This window comes from Pseudoalteromonas luteoviolacea (assembly GCF_001696455.1).
Taxonomy (GTDB): Bacteria; Pseudomonadota; Gammaproteobacteria; order Enterobacterales; family Alteromonadaceae; genus Pseudoalteromonas; species Pseudoalteromonas luteoviolacea_C.
Genome location: NZ_MAUJ01000007.1, coordinates 103,696 through 129,140 on the forward strand (window position 1 = coordinate 103,696; position 25,445 = coordinate 129,140).

Consider the following 25,445-nt stretch of genomic DNA (forward strand, 5'->3'; position numbering starts at 1 on the left):
CAAAAAAAAGAAAAGAGCAAATGCTCTTTTCTGAACTACTTTAGCGGTTTGTAATTATATACTTAGTCCGCGGTTTCTTAACGCCTCAACAAGCCCTTGCTGAAGCGATGACATGGTTGCTGCATCTAGTATATTACTTTCTGCATCAAACCATGTTAGAGATGTTTGTTCATCATCTGTCGTACCAATTTTAATGGTGTAGTCACCATCAGGAATAGCAAGCGCTGCTACTTCCTCGCCCCAGATAGAATCCCACACACTATTCTCTGGTGCTTCATATCTAACTAGGACTTCATTGATATCATCATCAATTCTGATAACCGTAAAGTTCACTCGCTCTAAGAAGTTGGATAATCTTTCCATAACCGTACTGCGGTCAGCTAGAGTTATTAAAGCAGCATTACCTTCTTTATCAAAGCCCAGATCTAACGAAAGAACGCCCTGCTGCTTGCGCATCTCGACTACCAATAAGCGGTACTGATAATCAAACTCTGCCACAACTTCATTGATAGCACGCACTTCAAGCTGTTGCTGTAATAGCTCGTTAAGTGGGACATCATCACTCTGATAGTCAACAAGCTTGGCTTCTAACGATGCGGTTCTCTGGTGTTCTTTTTGAGACAAGACGAATTCAAAGCGCTGTCTTGAAACTTCTTTTTCAGTTTCCCAAAACCAGCCTTCCTCAGCCTTGATTAATGAATACCAACCCGTCGTCACTGAACCTTGATTACGGTTATCTTCACCAATACTTGTTTCATGGCTGCTCACAACATTTTCAACGGCACGCCAAATAAAGTCGTCTAATGTTTCAATGCCATCATTTTTGTCAAAATAAATACGCGCAACATCTTCTTTATCTTCTGCCCAACTGCCCTTGGCTAGCGTCAGAACTTGCTGAGGTGGGCGATAACCCTTAGCTTCAGAATCATTGGCATAAGTGGCAACACTCATTTTAAATTCTTGGTCTTGATACGGTTGCTCAAGATCTGCTGGAACTTGCACAGCTTCGTGAACTCGATAGTTTTTCTTGTGATGAGCGTCGTTGGTAAAAACACTACAACCTGATAAACCAAGTACAACGCCTAACGTTAGCGCTTTAGGGACCCAATACTGCACTAATAAAACTCCTTAGCAAACCCATTATATAATTATTCTTTCACTTAAGATTAAGGATTGCTGAAATGGTTCACTGCCAAACTCAATAAATTTGTTCTGGAGTGACAGATAAATTTCAAAAAAATTTGCACTATGTTACTTGGCAAACCCCGTAAACACAAGAATAGTAAGTCTGAATTGTCCTAAGCGCGTAGCCGCTGCTTTTGCTCAGCGGTGGGACTCAGTATTAAACTGTGATAGTATTCGCCGCTATATAACTAAAAACCAGTCTCAATAACTCAATTTGGCGCAAGCTCACTAGGATGTCAGTATGACTACTTTTACTTCACATCAACTTGTTTTAACTGCTATCGGGGAAGACAAACCCGGTATAGTAAGCGAACTCACCCAGTTGGTGAGTGAAAGCAACTGCAACATCATTGATAGTCGAATTGCGATATTAGGTAACGAATTTACATTTATCATGCTGTTGTCTGGCGACATGGCCGCAATTAGTCGAGTCGAACATACGCTGCCTGTTAAAAGCGTTGAGCTCGGTCTTATGACAATGATGAAACGTACTTCGAGTCATACAGAAAATGAATATGGCGCTGGGTATACATTAGAATATTCGGGCCTCGATACACAAGGTACGCTCAGCCGCGTAACACGCTTTTTTGCTGAACAAAATATGAGTATTTGCTCCCTAAAATCTGACACTTATGATGAGCAAGGTGAAATGCACATGAGCTGTCTTCTAGAATTTAATACCCCTTCTGAATTAGACTTTGATAAATTTAAAGAAAAGTTTGAAGAACTTTCTGGTATTTCAAACGTACACTATGTTTTCAGACGCATTCGCTAAGGATCATAAATGAATACATTACAAGCAGGTGATAACGCACCTAGTTTTAAACTTGAAAATCAAAATGGTGAAATGGTAGAACTCAGTAATCTACTAAGTACACACCAGGTATTGGTTTACTTTTACCCGAAAGCATTAACACCTGGCTGCACCGTGCAAGCAGAGCAGCTGCGCGATCATAAAGCGCAACTCGCACAACACAATACCGTTGCGGTCGGCATTAGCCCAGATCCTGTGAAAAAGTTAAAGAACTTCGAAACAAAAAAAGAATTAAACTTTGACCTACTTTCAGATGAAGACCATGCGATTGCAGATGCATTTGGTGTGTGGGGTCTAAAAAAGTTTATGGGTAAAGAGTACGATGGCATTCACCGCATTAGCTTCCTAATTGGCCAAGACGGTAAAGTGAGCCATGTGTTCAATAAGTTTAAAACCAAAGAACACCATCAGGTAGTTATCGATTACCTAGCTGAACAAGCATAAGTAAAAACCCCAGCTGCATCGCTGGGGTTTTTATTTGAAAAGTCGCTCAAACTAAGCTTGACGCGCTTCAAGCATTAAGCGCTTCATATCTCTCACTGCTTTATCCAAGCCATCGATCGCAGCACGCGCAATAATGGCGTGACCAATGTTTAACTCATAAATCTCAGGCATCTCTGCAATTGGCTTTATGTTGTGATAATGAAGTCCATGTCCCGCATTGACCACAATACCTTGCTTATGAGCATATTGTACGCCTTCGCGTATGCGTTCCAGCTCAGCTGTTTGTTCACTGTCTGTGTGTGCGTCCGCATATGCGCCTGTATGGATTTCAATGTAAGGCGCGCCAGTGGCTTTTGCCGCATCAATCTGCGCCTTATCTGCGTCAATAAACAGTGAAACCTTGATACCCGCGTCCGCTAGTTTGTTAACAGCATCTGTGACCTTTTGTTGATTACCCACAACGTCCAAGCCACCTTCGGTGGTCAATTCTTCACGCTTCTCTGGGACTAGGCAAACATATTCAGGTTTTACTTCACACGCAATATCCAGCATTTCATCCGTCACGGCAATCTCTAGGTTCATACGTGTCTGAATTGTTTTAGCCATGACATACACGTCTCTATCCTGAATATGACGACGATCTTCACGCAAATGAATCGTGATACCATCTGCGCCGGCATGTTCTGCAACCGCAGCGGCATGAGCAGGATCTGGGTAGCTTGTACCACGAGCCTGTCTTAAAGTAGCGATGTGGTCTACGTTAACACCCAATAATATATCTTTCATTATTTTACCTTGGTTGAAATAATTCTCTGCTTTTAAGTGGTTTACTTCCAAGCAGTGGTTTTAATAAATAGCGGCTCAAAGCTTTTGCCTGCCGTCTCACTGTCTGTGTTTGATAGTCACCTTGAGCAATAGCAAAGAGCGTCTTTCCAGAAAAGCTGCGATGTATGTCTTCACTTGGGCAAAACCCCACTTCACGCACAAACTGATAATGTTTCGTTACTTCAATTGGCTCCCCATATGCGTCGAAATCGAACTCCACACCAAAACCCAATTCACAGAGTAATTGAAACTCATAGTTACGAAGTATTCCCTCAATCTGTTCACTGACAGCCGCTTTATCATGCTCATTTGAGTTTATCATTGTTAGGTTGGCTGTATATAACTGTTTTAAGTGAGTTTGATATAACTCGAACACGTGATCTAAGGGTTCGTTTGTTGGGATTACACGGTGCGACAATTCGTTTAAGTAAAAGCCGCAATAAAGGTGGATACCTTTAAATAACAGAGGGGGAGTTTGAATCTCAAAATCATTGAGGTACTTTAAGTCATACTTTCCAGCAAACCTCACCAGCAGGCAAGTGAATGGTTGCAAAGATGCATTTTGTTTTAGTGCTCTTTTACCTTTTATTCGAGCCACCATGGAAAGCTGGCCGATACCTTCGACCAGCATATTTAGCATCACTTGCGAATCTCTGTATGGTCGCCGATGCAGCAAATATGCTTGCCGAAAGTCGCTATCCAATCAGTCTTCTCCGTAACCTAAGCTGCGAAGTGCACGCTCGTCATCTGCCCAACCAGATTTCACTTTAACCCATAGCTCCAAGAATACTTTGTTATCAAGCATATCTTCTAGGTCTTTTCGTGCTTCTCGGCCTATCACTTTGAGCTTCTCGCCCTTATTCCCAATAACCATGCGTTTTTGTGATTGTCGTTCAACAAGTATCAAAGCATTGATCTGCCAGACGCCGTTGTCCTGCCACTTAAACTGTTCAATCTCTACCGTTACTGAGTAAGGTAACTCATCACCCATAAAGCGCATTAACTTTTCGCGTACAATTTCTGCCGCTAAAAAGCGCATTGAGCGATCCGTTACGTAGTCATCTGGAAAATAAAATTCGCACTCTGGCAAACGGCCTTTAACCTCATCTTTTACCATATCGATGTTTTTGCCGATTTTGGCTGATACAGGCACAATCCCGATGAACTCATGTTGCTCACTCAACCACTGCATATGGTGTAAGATAGCTTCCTTTTCCTTTACCTGATCACTCTTATTCATCACCACCAAAACTGGACGGCCACTTTCTTTGACCTTGTTAAGTACCATCTCGTCATCTTGATTCCACAAAGTGCCTTCAACAACAAAAATGATGAGCTCAACATCTCCAATAGAGCTACTGGCAGCCCTATTCATCAGTCTGTTTATAGCGCGCTTTTCTTCAATGTGTAACCCCGGTGTATCCACATAGACAGCCTGGTAGTTGTCTTCTGTATGGATCCCCATAATACGGTGTCTCGTGGTTTGAGGTTTACGAGACGTGATACTCACTTTTTGTTCAACAATCTTGTTCAACAAGGTGGATTTACCGACATTTGGGCGGCCAACAATGGCAACCATGCCGCAATGGGTATTAGGATTCATCTTTTAAAATCTTCAATGCTTGTTCAGCGGCTTTTTGCTCAGCTTTACGACGTGAGCTACCGACAGAGATAATACTATCCATCCCTTTAACAGAGCACTCGACCGTGAATGTCTGATTGTGCGCTTGCCCTTTAGTATCAATAACTTGATATGCTGGCAAAGGCTGCTTTCTCGCTTGCAAATACTCCTGCAACAGCGTTTTTGGGTCTTTTTGGTTATGCCCTGGTGAAATAGCTTCTAAACGGCTCTGATACCACTGTAATACAAGCGTCTTACAGGTCTCGATGTCTGAATCTAAAAACACCGCGCCAATAATCGCTTCCACAGCATCTGCCAAAGTAGACTCTCGACGATAACCGCCACTTTTAAGCTCACCTGGACCTAGGCGTAAATAATCACCTAAGCCAAATTCAACACCAAACTCTGCGAGCGTTTGGCCGCGCACAAGAGTCGAACGCATGCGGCTTAGATCGCCTTCCCGCGCTTTAGGAAACTTGTGATACAGCGCGTCTGCAATAACAAAGCTTAAAATAGAATCGCCTAGAAATTCTAGGCGCTCGTTATGTTGACCTTTATGACTACGGTGAGTCATGGCTTGCTCAAGCAAGCCCTGATCTGCAAAATCGTAGCCGATTTTTTTATATAATTCTGTGACGTTCTTTTTCATTGTTACTGAATATTACCTAGGCGTTCAAAACGAACCCCTGTTGGAACCCAGCTTGGCAACAAGCTATCTGGGCCATTCTCAAAATCAAAACTCATCCAGATGAATACAGCTTTACCTACTAAGTTCTCTTTAGGAACAAAGCCCCACATACGGCTGTCTTGGCTGTTGTTTCGGTTATCGCCCATGGCGAAATAGCTGTTTTCTGGTACGACCCATTCGTCTCGGCGTGTTCCAGCTTGCTGGTAATAGCGCTCTGACAATTCTAAAGCTTTCGGATTAATTAAAATGTCGTGCTCAACATCTGGTAAAGATTCTGTCAAACGTACTAGTGGCATAGACCCTTGTTTAAATTCATCGCGATTGACAATTTCTACGTCAATCTTGTTGAATTCTCCACATACCAACCCATCTCGGTTTTGCTCACCATCTTCACATTTAGGATTAATGAAAAGTTGACGATTACGATACACAATTCTGTCGCCCGGTAAACCGACAATACGCTTGATAAAGTCAATACGCTCGTCCAAAGGAAACTTAAATACAGCAATGTCGCCACGTTTAGGATCTTCAACTTCAACAAGTTGAGAACGCCAAACGGGGTCTTTAATACCGTATGCATACTTTTGAACGAGGATGAAGTCACCATCCAACAATGTTGGCATCATTGAGCCCGACGGAATTTGAAAAGGCTCGAAGATAAACGATCTAAAAACTGTGATCGCCGCTATCATTGGAAAAATAGACTTCGCACTATCAGTTATGGCAGGCACTGGCGCTATCTGATCAATCACTTCTTGATCAAGTGGTTGCTCTGAAGCTCCTTGGGCAAGCGCAATACGCTCCTTACGCTTTGGTGCATAAACTAAGTGATCTATCAACCAGATCAGGCCCGATCCCAAAGTTAACAGCACGAGAAAGACCGAAAAATAACCTGCCATAAATAATAATTCCTGTTACTTACCTACTTTTAATATCGCAAGGAACGCATCTTGAGGTACTTCAACATTACCTAACTGTTTCATACGCTTCTTACCTTCTTTTTGCTTCTGCAATAGCTTTTTCTTACGACTCACGTCACCACCATAACACTTGGCGATTACGTTTTTACGTAACTGCTTAACAGTAGTACGTGCAATTACATGATTACCAATTGCGGCTTGAATAGCAATATCGAACATTTGTCTTGGAATAAGCTCTCTTAACGCTTCTGCCAATTGACGGCCACGGCTCTGAGAGTTATCGCGGTGCACAATGATCGCCAAAGCGTCGACTCTATCACCGTTAATCAGAATGTCACAGCGTACCATGTCAGATACTTGGAAACGCTTGAAGTTGTAATCTAATGATGCAAAACCACGGCTAGTCGATTTCAATTTATCAAAGAAATCCATGACCACTTCAGCCATAGGTAATTCATAAGTGACTGCAACCTGATTACCATGGTAACTCATCTTCGTCTGCATACCGCGTTTCTCAACACACAAGGTGATGACATTACCAAGATACTCCTGAGGTACAAGAATATTTGCTTCAACGATTGGCTCGCGAATTTCAATAATGTCATTAACTGGTGGTAAATCAGACGGGTTATCGATTTGAATAACACCATCTTTGGTTTCTACTTCGTAGACCACGGTTGGCGCAGTGGTGATAAGGTCCATGTCATATTCACGCTCTAGACGCTCTTGGATGATCTCCATGTGCAGCATACCTAAGAAGCCACAACGGAAACCAAAGCCCAGTGCCGTAGAGTTTTCAGGCTCGAAGAACAAAGATGCGTCGTTCAAGCTCAGTTTATTCAGTGCATCACGGAAGTTTTCGTAATCGTCTGAAGAAATCGGGAACATACCTGCATAAACTTGCGGCTTCACTTTCTGGAAGCCCGGCAGTGTTTCTTCTGCAGGCGTTTTTGCAAGGGTTATCGTATCACCAACTGGTGCACCATGGATGTCTTTAATACCTGCGATGATAAAGCCAACTTCACCACTCGTTAGTATACCCGTGTCGGTTTGCTTAGGCGTGAAAATACCAATTTTATCTACGATATGAACTTGATCCGTAGACATAATTTTGATTTTTTCACCTTTACGTAGTTGACCGTGCTTAATGCGCACCAGTGATACAACCCCTTGGTAAGGGTCAAACCATGAATCGATGATCAAAGCTTGCAGAGGTTTATTCACATCGCCCTCTGGCGGTGGGATCTCCTTTACAATCTCTTCAAGAACGGCATCAATACCAATACCGGTCTTCGCACTACACTGCACAGCTTCTAGCGCATCAATACCAACAATTTCTTCGATTTCTTCTGCAACACGCAGAGGGTCGGCCTGTGGTAAGTCAATCTTATTCAGAATTGGAACGACTTCTAAGTCCATTTCAATTGCTGTGTAACAGTTAGCAAGCGTTTGTGCCTCTACACCTTGTCCTGCATCGACAACTAATAATGCACCTTCACAGGCAGCCAAAGAACGGGATACTTCATAAGTGAAGTCAACATGTCCTGGTGTGTCGATAAAGTTTAACTGATAAGTTTCGCCATCTTGCGCTGTATAGTTCAGGGTAACACTTTGCGCCTTGATCGTAATACCACGCTCACGCTCAAGTTCCATTGAATCCAGTACTTGCTGCTGCATTTCGCGGTCTGACAAGCCACCGCATACCTGGATTAAGCGGTCCGAAAGTGTCGATTTTCCATGATCTATATGGGCTATAATTGAAAAGTTACGGATATGCTTCATATACTGGATTCTAAACTTCTGTTATTCACAAATAGAGATTAAACGCCGATTTTACAATTTATTTGAGTTAATCACCATCTATTTGCGTTACTGGAAGGCTAATTGGATAAATTTTTATCACTTTTACGTCGTGTTTTAGGCTTTGCCCCTTTTTTTTCGCTATCAAAAAGCCTAAAAATGCGAAAGCAGCTGCACTGGCTATTTGGCCACCTTCAGACAGTGAAAACAGAAGTAAGGCACTAAACATGCCTATGAATGCCATAACAAGCGGCAATAAGTACACCCAAAGTGCATGTTGAACCACCTGACTATCATCGAGCGCGAGTTTTACTTTTTGCCCGACTTGAAGAGGTTCAGTGAGAGGAATTGGAAATGCTTTTTTGTGGGTACCGAATAGTTTGCTAAATACTTGAGAGCCGCATTTACCATTGCAGCCCTCACAAGCTGGCTTCTGCTGTGAAACCAGCCATGCGGTGTTGTTTCTTAGCTCTGAAACCGTCAGCGTCTGCTCTATCATAAAGCACGCTTAACAGATTCAGCAATCGTCTTTGCAGTATCCACTGGGACCTTGCCAACAACCGACACATCATACGCGCCAGCATTGTGAACGTAGACAGTTGTTGCACCAGAAGTCAGTGCGCCACTGGCTCTTTGTCCAGAAAGTGGTCTTTGCACAAAAACGGATATCTCGACTAAGCCATCTGAATAGAGAAAGTAATCTGCTAGCTCATTATTCAAATCCAACTTGTGCCTGTCAGATTTTAATAATTTAAACCCTTTAGGTAACCACGCAATTTGCCAGTTATTCTGCTTTTTAGCTTGTGCTTGCAGCTCTTTGCTCGAAGAAGGTTTCGGAAATTCCCGTTCATGCAACTCTAAAAGTTGATTGGCTGGTTTCTCCGTCACGCTAATATGCGTTAACTGAAGTTGCTCTAATACTTCAGAGCGTTGATTGACATAAGCGGCTTTTAATAACAACGCCGACTGTAAATCAACCCACAACCAATAGTTGTATTTATTCTCGTCTTTAGCGACTAGGCGCACTAATTGCGCAGGGCGACCTGCAATACGTTCTTTTCCACCAAGTACAAATTCATAGCTTTCATTTAGCGAATCAATATCACGCAGCAACACCTCTGGAATTGGCCCTGCTATGGCGTCTGTATTCACCGAATAAGGTTCAGTTTGAGGCTCAAAGTAAGTTACAACATCATCCACTCTCACTACTTCAAGCCCAGCGCCATTCAATAACGTTAAAATTTCTAGATCAGTTTGCTCCACTTGGCCATGGATCCATCTATAAGGTTCCATACCCTTTCCTTTAACGACAACAAAAGAGGCGTCAAAGTTACGTTCCTGCACAGCCAGAGACATGTCTTTTAGTAACTGGCGAGCATTAATCGTTTCGTTGGCATAAATCTGAGTTGTTAAAAACAAGCTCAGTACTACCGAGAGCCATTTCATCAAGGTTTATTTTTCCTCTTGCTGTTCCTTATCCGCTTGAGCAGTATTTTGCGAAAGTGCGTGCGCCATTCTGGACTGGCGCTGGTGCTCAAGAACTAACGCACCGATGCGTTGTTTTTGTAACTCTCTAAGCCCTTGTTCAGCTGATTGCAGTGCTGGTTGCTCTGAAGAGAAGCTTACTGGGGCTACAGAGCCTGTTAATGGCGTAGATTGTAACACAGGTGAATGTGTATCTACCGCATTTTGTGGCATGAAGTTGTTTACGCCAACCACAGTACACAAAGCCACACTTGCAGCAATGGCAACTTGCGATATTGGGCGACGCCAAAATGACATTTGTACGACTTTTTCGTCATCTTTTTGTTTCACAGCCGTGTTGTCAGTTGCAGTGTAAACGGGCTCATCGGCAAGTGCTGCAGCAACACTTGAAGTAATATCAATACATGCTGTTGACTGCTCTTTTTGGCGCATTACATCACCAATCAATGCGTAGCGAGCAAATTTATGCGCATCTAACTGCGCTTGGTTGCTCCCATTTAATGCACATTCTCCGTCTAAAATTTCCGACGTCACTTCTTCATTGTTCACATTAAACTTTGACTGCGTCATTTAATTTTTACCTATGAGTGGGTTAATATTTTTATCTATCGCTTCTCGAGCCCTAAAAATACGAGATCTCACCGTGCCCACGGGACATTCCATAATAACGGCTATCTCTTCATAGCTCATACCTTCTATTTCTCTCAAGGTAATGGCTGTTTTTAGGTCATCGGGCAATTCTTCGATCGTTCGAAAAATCACAGCTTTGATTTCGTCACTAAGGAGTAAGCTTTCAGGAGAAGCATTAGATCTTAACTGCTCCGCGCCGTCATAAACTTCCGCTTCCTCAGCATCTATATCACTTGCAGGCGCCTTGCGGCCCTGAGATACCAAATAATTTTTAGAGCAGTTTACAGCTATCCTGTATAACCAAGTATAAAAAGCACTGTCCCCTCTAAAGTTGGGCAAAGCTCTGTACGCTTTGATAAATGCTTCCTGTGCCACATCGGCAACATCACCTGAGTTAGATACATAACGAGAAATCAACGCCGCTACCTTATTTTGATATTTGGCAACCAGTAGGTTGAAGGCGTTTTTATCTCCTTGCTGAACTTTTCTAACTAATTCTAAATCCAAATCCTGCTCGTTCATTCGAGCCGGTACTCCTCTTTGTTATTACTTGTTTTTGCGCATTGTTGCCATCATTTTACAGCTAGTCTGACTGCACCATGAATAAAAAGTTCTGTTTTTTTAATATTTTTTTTAAAATAGTCCGTATTACTTCGTCCTAGACGATACACAACTACTATTTTTATCTCTAATAAAGCTGAGTTAATTGATATATGATACTAGTTCATAATGTAGTTGTTATAAAACTTTAAACGCTAAGAACCACTAACATGAAGAAAAAAATGCAGCATCAGACAGATGTTATTATTGTCGGTAGCGGCGCCGCTGGACTCAGCCTCGCTCTTTCTTTGGCAAACCATTGCCAAGTAACTGTAATCAGTAAAGGAGACTTAAAAGAAGGCTCAACCCTTTATGCTCAAGGGGGCATTGCTGCGGTATTCGACAAAAAAAATGACAGCATTGAGTCTCATGTTGAGGACACGCTGGCTGCAGGTGGTGGATTATGTGACAGAGAGGCCGTGCACTACACTGCGTCAAATGCTAAGAAATGTTTAAAATGGCTTATCGAACAGGGTGTCCCATTTGATATGGAGTTCGACAGCAAGGGCAAAGAGCGATACCACCTTACGCGAGAAGGGGGACATAGTCATAGACGTATCCTTCATGCAGCCGATGCCACAGGAAAAGCTGTGCAGACGACACTCGTCGATCGCGTGCTTGAAAACCCCAATATTTCAGTGCTTGAACAGTACAACGCGATAGACTTAATCACAGAAAAGAGCTGTGATCCCAAAAGAGTGAAGGGTTTATATGTCTACAATCGCAGGCAAAATTGCGTTGAGTCTATAGCTGCGAAATTTGTTGCATTAGCAACTGGTGGTGCCAGTAAAGTCTATCTTTATACATCAAACCCCGATGTTTCCAGTGGCGATGGTATTGCAATGGCTTGGCGCGCAGGCTGCCGTGTTGCCAATATGGAATTTAATCAATTCCACCCCACTAGCTTGTATCACCCAGAGTTGCAAAACTTTTTAATCACTGAAGCTATGCGCGGTGAAGGAGCCCATTTAAAACGCCCTGATGGCACCCGTTTTATGCCTGACTTTGATGAGCGTGAAGAGCTTGCACCAAGAGATGTCGTTGCCCGTGCAATCGACTATGAAATGAAGCGCCTCGGCGCAAACTGCGTTTACCTTGATATTTCACATAAAAACAAAGATTTCATTATTGAACACTTCCCCACAATATATGCCAAGTGTTTAAGTGTTGGTCTGGATATCACCAAAGAGCCTATTCCAGTTGTGCCTGCTGCACACTACACGTGTGGTGGAGTGATGACAGATTTCAATGGCAAAACCGACATCAGTAACCTATATGCTGTGGGTGAGGTTGCTTATACGGGGCTACATGGCGCAAACCGTATGGCCAGTAACTCTCTATTGGAATGTATTGTTTTTGCCCATGCCGCCGCACAAGATATTCTCGCAAACATCGAAAACCAAGCCGACCTGCAAGCACTTAGGCCTTGGGATGAAAGTCAAGTCAGTGACTCAGATGAAGAGGTTGTCATTACCCATAACTGGCACGAGCTCAGATTGTTTATGTGGGATTACGTTGGCATCGTTCGCTCCACCAAGCGACTTGAACGTGCCTTGCGACGTGTTGAACTCTTGCAGCAAGAGATCCAAGAATATTACGCAAACTTCAGAGTTAGTAATAACTTACTTGAGCTTCGTAATCTAGTTCAAGTGGCAGAGTTAATCATTAGGAGTGCGTTAGCTAGGCCTGAAAGCCGAGGGCTGCACTACACCATTGATTTCCCTGAGCAAAAGCAAGATCCAAAACCGACAGTACTAGAACCTAACAAATAGCGACTCAGCGGTTTGCCAGTACAATGCGATTAAAGTGAGACCAACTTACTTTGTCCATTGCACTGGCAAGAAAAGTCACTCGTTTGACCCCTTCGTCTGTTTGCACCGAAAGCACTAACCAGTTCGCGTATCGATGCGCTGAGAGGATATCACCTTGCATGTCTAATCCAGCACCTGTGAGTTGTAGCCAAGTTTGCCCTTCTTGAATTAGCACGATCCCGCTATCTGGCGTTATTTCATAGAGGCGTTTTTTCGCATCAAGAAAACCGATATAGCAGAGGACAATACTTAGCCACCAAAAATTTGGGAGCAGCAAGAATAAGGCAAACCAGAGACATAAAAAAAAGACCACAATCATAGTGTGGTCTGGGGTATTTTTCTTAAATTCGATACTAAACGCGGACTCGGTCAAGAATAAACTGCACCATTTGGCCTAAATCGGCATGCGGGCATTTTTCATGTCCCATAAACCATGCAAATAAATCTGGGTCTTCCACTTCCAATAAACGTTGAAAAACCATTTTGTCTTCATCACTGAGCTGGTCATAAGCTTCTTCAACAAATGGCTCTAGCAATACGTCAAGCTCTAACATGCCACGACGGCATGCCCACTTAATACGTGATTTAGGATACAATTGGGCCATATAACCGGCGTTCCTCTTGTCTTAATTATTCGAATATCGACCTCAGTATAACCGATACTTTGGACGCTTTAAAATTCTATATCGTATTGTTTGACCCTGATCACTGTGTGAATGTGCGCACTATTTGCATACAACTTCGTCAGTATTAAGAATAGTTGTCATTTGATCTTGCTTTTGCCTATCTCCCCCCCCATTAATCAGGTAACATATTGCAAACAAAATACTCAGGATCAGTAAGATGGCCAAAGCATATCAACTCCCTTATAAACTGCTCTCCATATCTGGAGCTGACAAGCTCAGCTACCTACATGGTCAAGTCACACAAGACATCAACTTAGTTAAAGACACTAACTTCTTGTGGACTGGACACTGCAGCCCAAAAGGTAAGCTTTGGTCTGCGATGCGAGTTTTTGCGCTGAATGAAAACTACTTTTTATTAGGGTCACCGCAAGAAGCAGAAGCATCGCATCGCGAGCTAAATAAATACGGGGTGTTTGCTAAAGTAGATATCGCGATGTCAAATCACCACTGTTTTGGTGTATTGACTGATACATTAGATGACTTATGTACTTCATTAGGCATTCAATTTAATGATGAAGATAACGCATGCAACTTCGGTGATGGCAAAGCACTCAAATTAGATGGCAAGCGACTCATTCTCATCTTAGCGGCCAATCAAAAACTACCTGAGATGCTAGAAGTAGAACCTGATGCCTCTCAGTTTGAGATCAACGGTATTCTCGCTGGTGAGCCGCAACTCAATGACAATGTCATCGACGAGTTCGTGCCTCAAATGGTCAACTTACAAGCCTTAAATGGCATTAGCTTCAAAAAGGGCTGCTATACTGGACAAGAAACAGTCGCTCGTATGCGCTACTTAGGTAAAAACAAGCGCGCAATGTTTATCGTTCATGGTGAGTCAAAAGCGCCAATTCAAATTCAAGATATTGAAATGCAGCTGGAACAGGATAATTGGCGAAGAGCTGGCAAGGTAGTTCATCAAGTTTATGATACGCAAGCACAAATTTACTATGCATTAGCGGTGTTACCAAACGACTTGCAACAATCAGCAGTACTGAGACCCAAAGACAATGACTCAGTGAGGCTACATATCAAGGCACTGCCTTACTCTATAGAAGATAAATAACGGAAAAACTATGAAAATTGCCCAAAATACTGTGGTCAAAATGCATTACTCTGTTTTGGATGACGACCAAAACAGCATTGATAACACGTTTGATGAGGAGCCTCTTGAGCTTATCATTGGAACGGGCTTTCTAATTAAAGGCTTAGAAGACGCGCTTATAGACAAGCAAGCTGGCGATCAGGTCAGTGTTACAGTTCAACCTGAGCAAGGTTACGGCGTAAGAAACGACAATTTAACTCAAGCAGTTCCAAAGAGCATGTTTGAAGGTATCGAAGTCGAAGTTGGTATGCAATTTCGTGCGACAACGGATGAAGGTGAACAAGCTGTCATCGTCATTGGTGTTGAAGAAGACGAAGTGATTGTGGATGGTAATCATCCTCTAGCGGGGATTACATTGCACTTTGACGTCGAGATTATTGATGTACGCGCAGCCACTGAGGAAGAGCTGGCACATGGCCATGTTCATGGCGCGGGCGGCTGCGGTCACGACCACTAAAAAAAGCGCCTACAGGGCGCTTTTTTCTTCTTCGGCTATGTCTGTTTCGCTTTTATCTTTTACTTTGTCTCTCAAAGCGTCTAATAAACCCGGCTGATCCGCTGTACCTAATCGATACTTGGTGCCATCTAACATGCTAACTTCAATTGCTTTGAAACCAGATACGGTATATACCCAGCCGTCATGTGAAATGCGCATCCCAATGCCATGACGAAACGAGTTCGTTACCGCTTTTACTTCATCAATATCGTCGAAACTCAGTGTTTTCTTAGCGATCCCGGGACCAAACCACCAGCGCAATTGCTTGCTCTGAGTGTCTACTTCAATGGTCAATCCATAAAAAAAGAATGCGACCAACACTAGAATGATGCCAAAAGCCAAGACGCCAAGATTGTGCCCAAGCAGCACAGCGCCCATTATTACAAATGTGCTCAACCAAGCTAAGATACCCCAGATAGCCCATGCGAGTTGCGTCTTCTGATACATATTGCCTCAATCAAAACTATATACGAATGTCACACCCAGCTCGGTGTCGACTTTTCTCTTATCCTCTTCAGGCTGGGAATTATACCGATAAGTATAAGAAACCTTAAGAGACAAACCTTCAATAACTTGACTGATTAAAGATGTTTCTGAAAACCCGCGTCCTCCCAACCCTGAAACTGACTGCGCGTAGCTAAAATCTTGATTAAACCTTGTACGTTTAGATACATTGCGCTCCCATTGCAATGACAATCTTAATAGCTCGCCACGCTCAACGCGTTTTTGCCCAAGTTCTAACTCTGTTTCGTCATCTACACGGTACATAGAAATACCGGGGCCAATGGTAAAATCTACGGTGTTTTTTCGGCCTTCGAATAATCGGTTACCGTAGCCAAGTGCAAATGTGGATGTGTACTCACGGCCATTGAACTTGTCGACTTCATAGTCTCCGTAGAGAAAGAATGATTCGTTATCCACACCAAACTTATAACTCGTTTGTGCAGAGAAGAAGTAACGAGAAGCAGTTTCATCCTCAATGCCTGTCTCTGAGTTTTCTTCATCAGCGTAATAGCCGTCTAGTTTGAACTGATTACGCCAGTACTCAAAGTCTTGGTAAAAATTACTCTGTAGCTTAAAAGATGAGTTTTTCGTGTTGCCACTGTTAGCAATATATCCGAATTCGATATCTCCATATAAGAATTCACCTTTATGTAACTCATGGATCTCTTCTTCAGACAATTCACCATACTCATGAAAGTCTTCAAATGGGTCTACCGCATATACTCTTGTACTCAGCACGCAAAACAACATGACCAAGAGCAACTTCACATTTTTCACCTAACGAACATCTCTTTATTATTACTTCTACTTCCACACGACATGGCAAAATGGTGCGTCTAAGTCGCGACTAATGAGCACTTTTGCAAATACTTCGTCACTGTCTTCAAACTCAATACCGATAATCACTTGAACAAAATGCTCACGCTCTGCTTCTTGTTCAAATGCGACTATGCTCTCCCAACTATCATCAATATCGCTCTCTTCGATAAAGCCATATTCTTCGCGATGCTCGTTAAATAGATCAATATCTTCTTGTGATAAATTTTCAGGTGCTAACTCCAAAAAGATATCGTATGCCTGATGCGTTACGTCTTCAATGCTACTCAGTCTCGCCGACATAAACTCAACTCCAAAAATTTATTAATATGTTAATCATATCAAATCCACAATTTCATTTTCTACAAGGATCCGGTGTATTGAATAAATTTAACGCCAAAGCGCATTTGAGCGCGCAAAAAATGCTAATCTGAACATAAGCTACACAAATAATAACAATGAATATCTGCTTGAATCCCATTTCTCTATATAGCAAGATTGAGTAAAAGCTCTACACAACAAATAAAGAATAACGAAAATGCAGGATTGGTCATGATTAACTTTGACATACACCACCACGTTGCACATGTGGTACTGTCGCGCTCCAACAAACAAAATGCTCTGACGCTCAATATGTTCCAGTCAATGGATAACATTATTAGGCAAATACGGAAAAATCGCCAGATACGCGCAGTCATTTTACAAGGGGATGGGCTGCACTTTTGTGCAGGATTGGATGTGCAAAGCGTCATGCAGAGCCCTATGCAAATCGTCAAGCTGTTGTTTAAACTCCTTCCTGGAAACCAAAATCTAGTGCAACGCGTTGTACTTGGTTGGCGAACGCTACCGGTACCCGTTTATGCTGCCATCCAAGGCAACTGCCTTGGCGGCGGTCTACATATAGCATTGGGTGCAGACTTTAGAGTCGCAAAGCCTGATGCACAGTTTGCGATTATGGAATCTCGTTGGGGGCTTTGTCCAGATATGGGCACTAGTGTGATTTTACCTAGCTATGTAAAGCAAGATCACAGCCTTAAACTTGCATTTGAAGCGAAGCGCATCGATGCACTTGCGGCCAAAGAGATGGGCCTCCTTACAGACATTGATGACCATCCCAAGGATTTTATTTCAAGGCACATTGAGTCACTCAATCACCATTCACCTGACGCGCTTGCAGCAATCAAGTTGCTTTACAATCAAGCCTATCAGCCACCATCAAGGTCCTTGCTCTGGAAAGAAACCTGGTATCAATTAAGGCTACTTAGCGCAAAAAACACACGAATTGCAATGAAAAATGGAGTGAAAGAAAGTGAGTTTAGTCCTTATAATCAGCGAGGAAAATGGTAATAACAAAGTGAGTATTGTTAAGTGAAGCCAAGAGTAAAAACACTATCTGTGCACCTAACCAAGTTAACTTTTGGTACCTTAGTGGTTGTTACTTGCCTCTGGTCTGCAAGAATGATTGTGGCATTTGGAGCTTTGCCCATACCAGCACCGTTGCTGGGAATGTTAATTTTATTTGCGCTTCTGCAAGGGCGCATTATTAAAGTCGATTGGCTCATACCTGTCTGCCAACCGCTCATAAGTTACCTCGCGTTTTTCTTCATTCCAGTTGGCGTGGGGGTGATAAACTACCTTAATTTACTGGCAGAAAACGCCTTGCTTATCATCATATTGTTAGTTGTGCTACCTACACTTGCACTACTTGCAGTCGGCAAATTTGCAAGCAAAGGCCGATATCGTGATTAGTCTTACTGTATGCCTTGCGACATTTGCACTGTTCATTGCTATTCGCATCCTATATAACCAAAAGCCATTTCCCCTACTCAATCCTGTATTGCTCAGCATGGTGCTTATTGCAGTGTTACTAACAGTAAGCAGTGTTGATTACTACGCCTATTACCTTGCCAGTATGCCAATTAACATCTTGCTAGAACCCGCGATCGTGGCGTTAGCCTATCCTTTATACACACAATTTAAGGCAATTCGACCCATTTTATTGTTCCTTATTGTCTGTGCATTTATTGGTATTTCTCTTTCGACCGGCCTCGCTTTTATGCTATGTGTGCTATTTCAAGTTGGGCCAAATTTAACAGCTTCCCTTATGGCACTTTCTGTTACAACGCCCGTCACGGTCCTTATTACCGACATGATCGGCGGTATTCCAAGTATTGCCGCTGCGATGGTTATTTTAATTGGTATATTTGGTAGTGTCTTTGGGCTGAGTTTACTTCAATTATGCAATGTTACTCAGCCACAGGCCAAAGGTATTGCTTTAGGCGTCAGTTGTCATGCAATAGGCACTGCAACTGCCATGGAGCATCACCCTCAGGCTGGTGCCTTTGCCTCAGCAGCGATGATCATTAGTGCAATAATCAGTGCTTTTTGGGTACCTATATTTTTTACTATACTCAGTAGTTTAAGCAAATAAAAAACAAACCATATTACAAGGAGCCAAACTTGATCGAGCAAGAAATCGCCCAATTCGAAAAATACTACGACCTCATTCGTGATTACTTACTCAATTACAGTATGCAATTGCTAGGAGCCGTGGTCATTCTCATAATCGGGCTGTGGTTGTCTAAGAAGCTCGCAGACACAACACGCCGATTAATGCTGAACCATAACATAGACGTCACGCTTTCAAACTTCGTGGCGAATGTGGTCAAGGTTTTAATTGTTGGTATGTTCATAATTATTGCACTGGGCAAAGTGGGCATTAGCGTTACACCCTTTGTTGCTGCAATTGGTGCCGCTTCTTTAGGTGCTGGTTTAGCAGTGCAAGGAATGCTGTCTAATTATGGTGCCGGGCTTGCGCTGATTGCTACTCGGCCATTTGTGGTCGGAGACACCATCAGCGTTAAAAATGTCAGCGGCCAAGTTAAGTCAATAGAACTTGGTTATACAATTTTGGTCAACGAGCAAAAAGTTGAAATAACGGTGCCTAATAAGCATATCATCGGGGAGGTACTGCATAACTCATTCAACTTTTCGCATATTGAAGGCGAAATTGGCATCGCCTACGACGCACCCGCTGATAAAGCGATTGAAATAATCCAGTCGATCTTACAAAACGAAAAATGCGTGGCAAGCGACCCGACTCCTCAAGTAGGTATTGAGTCTTTTTCTGATAGCGCCATTGTGATTAGCTACCGCTACTGGACTCCCACCACAGAGCTGATTGAGAATAAGCTCAACATTAATATGGCTATCTATGCAGGTATAAAAAATGCCCAAATTGAAATCCCGTTCCCGCAACGCGTAGTCACAATAAAGTCAGACCAACGAGGGGCCCAATAGCCTCCAATACAAATGGCCTTGCTCAAGTGAGGCCCTGCTCTATCAAATCAAAAAGCCATTGATTAACCCTTCACATAGTTCTATGCTGGATACGTTTTGTTCACAAAACATACAACATGTAAGGAGAAAAACAATGAAAAAGAGCAAATTGAGTTATTTGCTGAGTGGTAGTGCCATGCTCGTGTCGAGCATGCATTTATTTGCCGCCGATTGCACCAACCTCGCGGCATGGCAGCAATCTAAAGTGTACCGTGCAGGAGACCAAATCCAGCATCAGAGCAACGCCTTTGAAGCTCGATGGTATAGCCAAAATGAAAATCCACAGCAAAATTCTGGCGATTATCGAGTATGGAAACACCTCGGCACATGTGGCGGGAATCAAAGCCCAGTGGTGACCCTATTAACCCCCACAGAAGGCACTGTTTTTAGCCCCAATGACAGCGTTGTCCTATCTGCAAATGCAAGTGACACAGACGGTACGGTGGCACAAGTAGAGTTTTTCGTTGATGACGTCTCTGTCGGCTATGACAATCAAGCTCCCTACCAAACAAACTGGATAGCGCAGACAGGCCCACATACTATTGCCACCATAGCAACAGACAACCAAGGTGCCGTCAGCACTCAAAGTAAAGTGACGATTAGCGTTCAAGACGGTACGGTAAACACTCCACCTTCAATTGAACTGACGTCACCAACCAATAACAGCCAATATACGCTTGGCGATACTGTCAGGATCCAAGCTGCTGCTACAGACGCAGATGGTACTGTCACTGGCGCATCTGTATTCATTAATGATACACAAGTTGCGAGTTTTACAGATGGGATGATTGATTATAATTGGGTGAGTGATATCGCGGGTCAAATACAGGTTAAAGTCACAGCAACAGATAACCAAGCGGCCAGTAGTAATGTGACCGCCCAGATTAAGGTCGCTTCACCAAGTCAAGGCGGATGTGCTGGCCTGAAATCTTATAAAGCAGGCACAACTTATCAAAATGGTGAGCTGGTCAGTCACAACAATCGTAAGTACCGATGTGATGTTGGCGGCTGGTGTAGCTCTAATGCACAATGGGCATACGAACCTGGAAATGGCCAACATTGGCAAGATGCATGGACTGATTTAGGGATCTGCGCCATCGCACCAGCAATCACATTTAATACGCCCAGTGCCAATAGCACAGTACTTCAAGGCCAAAGCACCGCCATTTCGGTTACGGCAACAGATGCAGACGGCACTATCTCTCAGCTTGATATTTTTGCAGATCAAACTCTTCTTGCCAGCTTCAACACCGGCAGTGGCAATGCAAATTGGCAACCTACAGTGCTTGGAGCGGTCACATTATCAGCGAGTGCAACGGACAACGAAGGAAACGTCACAACAGAGCAAATCTTTGTAAACGTAACGGATAAGCCTGTGGTTGTTGACTTGGTCGAGCCACTATCCGGTGCACAGTACACGGTAGGCAGTACCATTAAACTGTCAGCAGATGCGCAAGCGCTCACAGGGTCAATAGATAATGTCAGCTTCTACGCAAATGGCACCTTACTTGGTACTGATAATACAGCGCCTTACACCTGGTCATACACCGCGGCAGCAACTGGCTCTCAAATCTTAACAGCTGTCGCTAAAGACAGTGCCGGTAACCAAGCAACCAGCGCCGGGGCAACCATCAGTGTCATTGATAAGCCAATTGGCAAGACGCATAAACTCATTGGGTACTGGCATAACTTTGTTAATCCAGCAGGCTGCCCTATTCCACTAGCAGAGATCTCGCCAGCTTGGGATATTATTGATATCGCGTTTGCTGAGAATGATCGTAATTCAGACGGTACAGTACACTTCAAGCCATTTGAAAAAGACATTCATTCAAACTGCCCACCAATTGACCCAGTGCAATTTAAAGCCGATATGAAAGCCCTACAGGCACAAGGAAAAGTGTTTGTACTGAGTCTCGGTGGTGCCGAAGGTACTATTACTTTGAATACAGATGCTGATGAAGCAAACTTTGTCTCCAGCTTAACCAATATTATCCAAGAATGGGGTTTTGATGGGTTAGATATTGATCTAGAAAGTGGTTCAAACTTGCTCCATGGCTCTCAAATCCAAGCCCGTTTACCTCGTGCAATCAAGCAAATTGAACAAAATATGGGAGGGAACATGGTCCTAACTATGGCTCCGGAGCACCCTTATGTTCATGGTGGTATGATAGCTTATTCAGGTATCTGGGGCGCCTACATCCCTGTGATAGACGCACTGCGCGATACGCTAGATCTACTTCACGTACAGTTATACAACAATGGCGGTTTGCCCAACCCTTATGAGCCTGGTAGTGCGCCAGAAGGCTCAGTCAATATGATGGTTGCCCATGCAAAGATGCTCGTTGAAGGGTTTGATCTAGCCAATGGCACGCGCTTTGCGCCTCTTAGAGATGATCAAGTTGCTATTGGTCTACCTTCAGGGCCTAAATCTGCAAATTCTGGGCAAGCACCCACAGCCAATATTATCGCGGCATTGGATTGCCTGACGAAAGGACTGAGTTGCGGCACAATTAAGCCAGCCTTCAACTATCCTAAATTTGGGGGTGTGATGACTTGGTCGATTAATTGGGATAAATATGACGGCTATAACTTCTCAAAACCAATTGGCGACAAGCTGACACAGATGAACCAAGGTAACTAAGGCTTAGATACCTGAGATTCAAAAAAGGCACCCTAAGGTGCCTTTTTACTATTTAGCTTGCCCAGGAATTGGGCCATGAGGCACATCGACATGTGGATTTTGTCCGCGCTGACGCAACAGGTGATCCATTAATGTAATCGCCATCATCGCCTCTGCAATTGGAATTGCACGGATCCCAACACAAGGGTCATGTCGCCCCTTAGTGATCATCTCAACAGGTTCATTTGACGTATTAATACTTTGACCAGGAACCGTAATGCTTGATGTTGGCTTGAGTGCAATTGATGCGATAATATCTTGGCCAGTAGAAATACCAGCCAATACACCGCCAGCATGGTTACTCGTAAAGCCCTCTGGCGTCAGCTCATCTCGATGTTCTGAGCCCTTCTGCTCAACCACATCAAAACCGTCGCCAATCTCAACACCTTTTACCGCATTGATACTCATAAGTGAATGCGCAATCTCGGCATCCAATCTATCAAATACAGGCTCTCCTAGACCAACAGGGACATTTTTCGCAACCACTTTAACTTTAGCGCCTACCGAGTCACCTAGCTTTTTTAAATCGCGCATGTATTCATCAAGCGCTTCGAGCTTGCTCTGATCTGGAAAGAAAAACGCATTGTTTTCTACTTCAGACCAATCAAATGACTCGGCTTTAATTGGGCCTAGCTGCGATAAACAAGCATGAATTTCAATGCCATGTACTTGCTTCAAATACTTCTTCGCGATACCACCTGCCGCAACGCGAATAGCAGTTTCACGCGCAGAAGAGCGACCACCACCACGGTAATCTCTATGGCCATACTTGTGCCAATACGTATAATCACCATGACCAGGACGAAACACGTCCATAATCTTACTGTAATCCTTCGAACGTTGATCTGTGTTCTCGATTAATAGACCAATACTTGTACCTGTTGTCTTTCCCTCAAACACCCCTGACAAGATTTTAATTTCATCTCCTTCACGGCGCTGAGTTGTATAGCGACTTTGGCCTGGTTTTCGTCTGTCTAAATCAACTTGTAGGTCGGCCTCGGTTATTTCAAGTCCTGCGGGTACACCATCTACAACACCACCCAGTGCTGTGCCGTGGCTTTCCCCAAAGGTCGTCACTCGAAATATTTGGCCTATGCTATTGCCTGCCATTAACTTTCCTCATTCCTCGTTACGGTTTTGACTCCAGAGAGTCAATTTAGGCACGTTTGTGCCTAACTAACTAAAATAGGCCGATTACTGCCTACTTGCTTTTGCCGTACAAAGCCAACTGCGGTGATAACGTTCACACAGGCAAAGCACAGCAAAAATTAATCGTTAAAATAAGCAACCAGCTCCTGTTTGCTTATCATAAACACGCCAAGGCCGCCTTTTTCAAACTCAAGCCAAGTAAACGGCGCACCTGGGTACAATGCATCCATATGTACCATAGAATTACCCACCTCGACAAATAGAATACCAGTGTCAGTGAGGTGCTCCGCTGCATCTCTTAACAATACGCGCGTAACATCTAAGCCATCATCACCTGACGCTAGTCCGAGCTCTGGCTCATGATGGAACTCATCAGGTAGATCAGCCATGTCTTCAGCATCCACGTAAGGCGGGTTAGCGACGATTAAATCGTACTTTTGACCTGGTACGCCACTAAAGACGTCTGACTGAATAGCAAATACACGTTCATCCATCATATGGTCGTGAATATTCATTTCAGCGACTGCTAACGCATCAAACGAAATATCCACAGCATCAACTTGCGCATTTTCGAAGTGCTTAGCCAGTGCAATTGCAATACATGCCGAGCCTGTACACATATCAAGAATACGTGTTACTTCATTCGGTGATTCTACCCAAGGTTCAAATTGCTTGGTGATCAACTCAGCAAAAGGTGAACGGGGAACCAATACACGCTCATCAACATAAAAGGGCATACCCGCAAACCAAGCCTGATTAGTTAAATATGGTACTGGGATACGTTGCTCGATGCGCAGTTTTATCACTTCAACTAAGCGCTTCTTCTCAGTGCCAGTGAGTCTTGATTGCATTAAATCTTTAGGCGCATCTACAGGCAAATTAAGCGTGGGTAAGAGTAAATTTACTGCTTCATCCCAAGGATTATCTGTACCATGGCCATAAAAAAGCCCATTGGCGACAAACTGACTTGTAGTCCAGCGCAACCAATCCTGCATGGTTACCAAATCTCGGTAAGCCTCTTCAGCGATTTCGTTAGTTATTGCTAATTCACTCATGATTATTCTCACACTTTGTAGATAGCCGCATTGTAGCGGTTTTTAAGCTAGGTTTTTATGCTTTTTTTATTTAAAATGCACGAATGACTAGAGATTATCCTGAAGTAACTATGGCCTCTGACGACTTTGACCTGTTTCGCGAAGCAATTTCCGGCACACAACAACTCAAGCAAGATACTGTTGTTCATGAACGTAAAGCAACACGCTTTAAAGGTGAGGTGATCGCAGAACAAAAAAAACAACATCAAGCAGAATTCTATTTCTCAGATGAGTATGTGCCAGACATAGATACCAATGGAACCATTAACTATGTTCGTCCTGGCGCAGATAAATATCTTGCAAAACAATTGAGACGTGGTGATTACGCACCAGAACTCATTTTAGATATGCACGGTATGAATAAAGAAACGGCAAAAGATGAACTTGCAGCTTTAATACATGCCTGTAAAAAACAACATATCAGCTGCGCCTGTATTGTCCACGGTATTGGTGAACGAATTTTAAAACATAAAGTTCCGCATTATCTGGTGCAGCACCCCGATATTCTAGCCATGCACCAAGCACCGCTAGAATATGGAGGAAAAGGCGCAATCTTGATCCTAGTCGACCTCCCCCAAAACTTAGAGTTTCGCAGGTAGAAGTTAACATCAGTTAACTTCCTAACTCTCCTAATCACACGAAACTAGCCTATTGTTTACAAATACGCTATATTAGCTTTGAACCATATACAGCTAATCTCATACTCTTGTATGTGTGCCTTATTGCCCTGATACCGCAGTGAGAGTCAGCTGA

General features: G+C 43.3%; 29 protein-coding genes. 11 read left to right on the plus strand and 18 right to left on the minus strand.

Annotated elements, in window-relative coordinates; translation table 11 throughout:
• Window positions 1-54: 54 nt before the first annotated feature.
• The gene (gene bamC / locus A7985_RS18510) at window positions 55-1,116 is read right to left on the minus strand and encodes an outer membrane protein assembly factor BamC (protein ID WP_065791887.1); all 1,062 of its coding nucleotides are present in this window, start codon (window positions 1,114-1,116) and stop codon (window positions 55-57) included.
• Window positions 1,117-1,426: 310 nt separating this feature from the next.
• On the opposite strand from bamC, the gene A7985_RS18515 reads away from it, so the two are divergent.
• Window positions 1,427-1,960 carry a glycine cleavage system protein R gene (locus A7985_RS18515; protein WP_065791888.1) on the plus strand — a complete coding sequence of 178 codons (534 nt, stop codon included), beginning with the start codon at window positions 1,427-1,429 and terminating at the stop codon, window positions 1,958-1,960.
• 9 nt (window positions 1,961-1,969) lie between these two features.
• Entirely contained in the window at window positions 1,970-2,443 is a 474-nt protein-coding gene (gene bcp / locus A7985_RS18520; protein WP_065791889.1) for a thioredoxin-dependent thiol peroxidase, read from the plus strand.
• A gap of 51 nt (window positions 2,444-2,494) precedes the next feature.
• Here bcp and pdxJ read toward each other — a convergent pair whose 3' ends face one another.
• The 10 genes from pdxJ to rpoE form a co-directional block, all read right to left on the minus strand.
• Entirely contained in the window at window positions 2,495-3,229 is a 735-nt protein-coding gene (gene pdxJ, locus A7985_RS18525; RefSeq protein WP_065791890.1) for a pyridoxine 5'-phosphate synthase, read from the minus strand.
• Between the two features lie 4 nt (window positions 3,230-3,233).
• Complete coding sequence (gene recO, locus A7985_RS18530) at window positions 3,234-3,971, minus strand: DNA repair protein RecO (protein ID WP_065791891.1); 738 nt, start codon at window positions 3,969-3,971, stop codon at window positions 3,234-3,236.
• Window positions 3,972-4,871 (minus strand): GTPase Era, encoded by a 900-nt coding sequence (gene era, locus A7985_RS18535; protein WP_065791892.1) that lies wholly within the window; start codon window positions 4,869-4,871, stop codon window positions 3,972-3,974.
• The gene (rnc, locus tag A7985_RS18540) at window positions 4,861-5,538 is read right to left on the minus strand and encodes a ribonuclease III (protein WP_065791893.1); all 678 of its coding nucleotides are present in this window, start codon (window positions 5,536-5,538) and stop codon (window positions 4,861-4,863) included. Before rnc ends, era begins: the two co-directional genes overlap by 11 nt.
• 2 nt (window positions 5,539-5,540) lie before the next feature.
• The gene (lepB, locus tag A7985_RS18545; RefSeq protein WP_065791894.1) at window positions 5,541-6,476 is read right to left on the minus strand and encodes a signal peptidase I; all 936 of its coding nucleotides are present in this window, start codon (window positions 6,474-6,476) and stop codon (window positions 5,541-5,543) included.
• A 15-nt stretch (window positions 6,477-6,491) separates the two neighbouring features.
• The gene (lepA, locus tag A7985_RS18550; protein ID WP_065791895.1) at window positions 6,492-8,279 is read right to left on the minus strand and encodes a translation elongation factor 4; all 1,788 of its coding nucleotides are present in this window, start codon (window positions 8,277-8,279) and stop codon (window positions 6,492-6,494) included.
• Between the two features lie 67 nt (window positions 8,280-8,346).
• Window positions 8,347-8,796 (minus strand): SoxR reducing system RseC family protein, encoded by a 450-nt coding sequence (locus A7985_RS18555; protein WP_065791896.1) that lies wholly within the window; start codon window positions 8,794-8,796, stop codon window positions 8,347-8,349.
• Window positions 8,793-9,743 carry a MucB/RseB C-terminal domain-containing protein gene (locus A7985_RS18560; RefSeq protein WP_065791897.1) on the minus strand — a complete coding sequence of 317 codons (951 nt, stop codon included), beginning with the start codon at window positions 9,741-9,743 and terminating at the stop codon, window positions 8,793-8,795. The genes A7985_RS18555 and A7985_RS18560 overlap by 4 nt, the downstream gene beginning before the upstream one ends.
• A gap of 6 nt (window positions 9,744-9,749) precedes the next feature.
• Window positions 9,750-10,352 (minus strand): sigma-E factor negative regulatory protein, encoded by a 603-nt coding sequence (locus A7985_RS18565; protein ID WP_065791898.1) that lies wholly within the window; start codon window positions 10,350-10,352, stop codon window positions 9,750-9,752.
• The gene (gene rpoE, locus A7985_RS18570; protein ID WP_063371694.1) at window positions 10,353-10,934 is read right to left on the minus strand and encodes an RNA polymerase sigma factor RpoE; all 582 of its coding nucleotides are present in this window, start codon (window positions 10,932-10,934) and stop codon (window positions 10,353-10,355) included.
• A 248-nt stretch (window positions 10,935-11,182) separates the two neighbouring features.
• Here rpoE and nadB point away from each other — a divergent pair, with 248 nt between their 5' ends.
• Window positions 11,183-12,784 carry an L-aspartate oxidase gene (gene nadB / locus A7985_RS18575; protein ID WP_065791899.1) on the plus strand — a complete coding sequence of 534 codons (1,602 nt, stop codon included), beginning with the start codon at window positions 11,183-11,185 and terminating at the stop codon, window positions 12,782-12,784.
• 4 nt (window positions 12,785-12,788) lie between these two features.
• Here the strand turns inward: nadB and A7985_RS18580 are convergent, their stop codons facing one another.
• Together A7985_RS18580 and A7985_RS18585 are read right to left on the minus strand one after the other, a co-directional pair.
• Complete coding sequence (locus tag A7985_RS18580) at window positions 12,789-13,196, minus strand: hypothetical protein (RefSeq protein ID WP_141685398.1); 408 nt, start codon at window positions 13,194-13,196, stop codon at window positions 12,789-12,791.
• Window positions 13,177-13,428: an FAD assembly factor SdhE gene (locus A7985_RS18585; RefSeq protein ID WP_065791901.1), complete on the minus strand. Its 252-nt coding sequence runs from the start codon at window positions 13,426-13,428 to the stop codon at window positions 13,177-13,179. The genes A7985_RS18580 and A7985_RS18585 overlap by 20 nt, the downstream gene beginning before the upstream one ends.
• A gap of 238 nt (window positions 13,429-13,666) precedes the next feature.
• On the opposite strand from A7985_RS18585, the gene ygfZ reads away from it, so the two are divergent.
• Window positions 13,667-14,575, plus strand: coding sequence for a CAF17-like 4Fe-4S cluster assembly/insertion protein YgfZ (gene ygfZ / locus A7985_RS18590; protein WP_065791902.1), 909 nt, complete (start codon window positions 13,667-13,669; stop codon window positions 14,573-14,575).
• Window positions 14,576-14,585: 10 nt separating this feature from the next.
• Window positions 14,586-15,071, plus strand: coding sequence for an FKBP-type peptidyl-prolyl cis-trans isomerase (locus A7985_RS18595; RefSeq protein WP_065791903.1), 486 nt, complete (start codon window positions 14,586-14,588; stop codon window positions 15,069-15,071).
• A 9-nt stretch (window positions 15,072-15,080) separates the two neighbouring features.
• On the opposite strand, the gene A7985_RS18600 is transcribed toward A7985_RS18595, so the two are convergent.
• From A7985_RS18600 to A7985_RS18610, 3 genes are read right to left on the minus strand one after another with little or no spacing between them, the layout of a single operon-like run.
• Complete coding sequence (locus A7985_RS18600) at window positions 15,081-15,557, minus strand: hypothetical protein (RefSeq protein WP_065791904.1); 477 nt, start codon at window positions 15,555-15,557, stop codon at window positions 15,081-15,083.
• 6 nt (window positions 15,558-15,563) lie between these two features.
• Window positions 15,564-16,382: a DUF481 domain-containing protein gene (locus tag A7985_RS18605; RefSeq protein WP_065791905.1), complete on the minus strand. Its 819-nt coding sequence runs from the start codon at window positions 16,380-16,382 to the stop codon at window positions 15,564-15,566.
• Between the two features lie 36 nt (window positions 16,383-16,418).
• Window positions 16,419-16,733 carry a DUF440 family protein gene (locus A7985_RS18610; RefSeq protein WP_065791906.1) on the minus strand — a complete coding sequence of 105 codons (315 nt, stop codon included), beginning with the start codon at window positions 16,731-16,733 and terminating at the stop codon, window positions 16,419-16,421.
• A 249-nt stretch (window positions 16,734-16,982) separates the two neighbouring features.
• Here A7985_RS18610 and A7985_RS18615 point away from each other — a divergent pair, with 249 nt between their 5' ends.
• From A7985_RS18615 to A7985_RS18635, 5 genes are all read left to right on the plus strand, one after another.
• Window positions 16,983-17,777 (plus strand): crotonase/enoyl-CoA hydratase family protein, encoded by a 795-nt coding sequence (locus A7985_RS18615; RefSeq protein WP_065791907.1) that lies wholly within the window; start codon window positions 16,983-16,985, stop codon window positions 17,775-17,777.
• Between the two features lie 21 nt (window positions 17,778-17,798).
• Window positions 17,799-18,179, plus strand: a complete 381-nt coding sequence (locus tag A7985_RS18620) for a CidA/LrgA family protein (protein WP_081310629.1) — start codon at window positions 17,799-17,801, stop codon at window positions 18,177-18,179.
• On the plus strand, window positions 18,172-18,861 hold the full coding sequence (locus A7985_RS18625) for an LrgB family protein (RefSeq protein WP_065791908.1): 690 nt from the start codon (window positions 18,172-18,174) through the stop codon (window positions 18,859-18,861). Before A7985_RS18620 ends, A7985_RS18625 begins: the two co-directional genes overlap by 8 nt.
• Before the next feature lie 29 nt (window positions 18,862-18,890).
• On the plus strand, window positions 18,891-19,730 hold the full coding sequence (locus A7985_RS18630; RefSeq protein ID WP_065791909.1) for a mechanosensitive ion channel family protein: 840 nt from the start codon (window positions 18,891-18,893) through the stop codon (window positions 19,728-19,730).
• Between the two features lie 133 nt (window positions 19,731-19,863).
• Window positions 19,864-22,410 carry an Ig-like domain-containing protein gene (locus A7985_RS18635; RefSeq protein WP_065791910.1) on the plus strand — a complete coding sequence of 849 codons (2,547 nt, stop codon included), beginning with the start codon at window positions 19,864-19,866 and terminating at the stop codon, window positions 22,408-22,410.
• 48 nt (window positions 22,411-22,458) lie between these two features.
• Here A7985_RS18635 and aroC read toward each other — a convergent pair whose 3' ends face one another.
• A complete protein-coding gene (aroC, locus tag A7985_RS18640) occupies window positions 22,459-23,559 on the minus strand; it encodes a chorismate synthase (RefSeq protein WP_065791911.1) in 1,101 nt (366 codons plus the stop codon).
• Window positions 23,560-23,717: 158 nt separating this feature from the next.
• Window positions 23,718-24,653, minus strand: coding sequence for a 50S ribosomal protein L3 N(5)-glutamine methyltransferase (gene prmB, locus A7985_RS18645; protein ID WP_065791912.1), 936 nt, complete (start codon window positions 24,651-24,653; stop codon window positions 23,718-23,720).
• Window positions 24,654-24,736: 83 nt separating this feature from the next.
• Between prmB and smrB the strand changes: the two genes are divergently transcribed.
• Window positions 24,737-25,291, plus strand: a complete 555-nt coding sequence (smrB, locus tag A7985_RS18650; protein WP_065791913.1) for an endonuclease SmrB — start codon at window positions 24,737-24,739, stop codon at window positions 25,289-25,291.
• Window positions 25,292-25,445 lie beyond the last annotated feature (154 nt).